The following is a 1,044-nucleotide window of genomic DNA, read 5'->3' on the forward strand; positions in this document are numbered from 1 at the left end:
GGCCCGGTCCGCCCGGCTCGCCCGCCGCGGAGCCATGTGCCGTCAGCCCAGCTGCATGTGATGGAGCATCAGCAGGCCTGCCGCCATGCTGGCCGCCGGTATCTCGCCGCGCGCGATCATGTCGGGCACGAGTTTGAGCGGGACCCACTCCCGGCGCGAGGACTCGAAGTCGTCCGCCGGATGACCGGTGTACGTCGCCTGCCGGGACCAGAAGAGATGGTGACGGGCGTCGACGAGGCCGTTGGCCGGTTCCACGGTCATCAGCGGGCGCAGCTCGCCGGGGCGCCAGCCGGTCTCCTCCTCCATCTCCCGTGCCGCCGCGGCGGCGATGTCCTCGCCGTCCTCGACCACGCCCGCGGCGAGCTCCCATCCCCAGCTGTCGGTGATGAACCGGTGCCGCCACAGGAGCAGGACCTCGTTGGCCTCGTTGACGACGGTCGCGGCGGCGACGGCCCTGAGCCGGATGAGGAAGTGGTCCAGATGCCGGCCGTCGGGGAGAACGACATCCGCCAGATTGACCCGGAACCAGCGATTCTCGTACACGGTCTGTTCGTTTAAGTTCGTCCACTGCACAGTTCTGCCACCTTCCGACTGGTCGATGGCAACATCGGAGCAGGGTCCGCCCCGCAGGGGAACGCGTGGAGGCTCCTGGGACGAGGCTCACAGGGGCACGCGCAGCGCCCCGTCGATGAGAACTGCCGCCGCTTCGGCGTCGGCACTGCCGCTCGCGGCCAGATGCTCCCGTACGGAGCGCAGCCGGTCCCGGAGCCGCTGGGATTCCATGCCGCGGGCGCGTTCCGCCATTTCCGAGGCCGTGCCGGCCGCCTTGTCCGCCTCTCCCTGGAGCAGTTCGAGATGGGTGAGCATGGCGAGCCGGTGCACGGTCCCGCGATCGTGCGCCGGGGAGCGTACGGCCGCCGCCGCGTGCTCCCGGGCGCCGGCGAGATCCCCGAGACACAGCAGCGCCTCGGCCACCTGGATGTTGACGAGGCCCGGCTGGACGTACCCCGTCTCGTCCGGTTCGCCTCCGCTCCGGATACGGCC

1 protein-coding gene and 1 pseudogene are annotated in these 1,044 nt (G+C 70.9%); both read right to left on the reverse strand.

The genetic code is table 11. From position 1 onward, the window contains the following. Positions 1-42: 42 nt before the first annotated feature. A complete protein-coding gene (locus ACFWFI_RS42780) occupies positions 43-573 on the reverse strand; it encodes an NUDIX domain-containing protein (protein WP_387401396.1) in 531 nt (176 codons plus the stop codon). An 87-nt stretch (positions 574-660) separates the two neighbouring features. Beyond that, positions 661-1,044: pseudogene (locus ACFWFI_RS42785) on the reverse strand (transcriptional regulator); the annotation flags it as partial.

Origin of the sequence: Streptomyces sp. NPDC060209 (assembly GCF_042728155.1) — a bacterium.
In the GTDB taxonomy this organism is placed as follows: Bacteria; Actinomycetota; Actinomycetes; order Streptomycetales; family Streptomycetaceae; genus Streptomyces.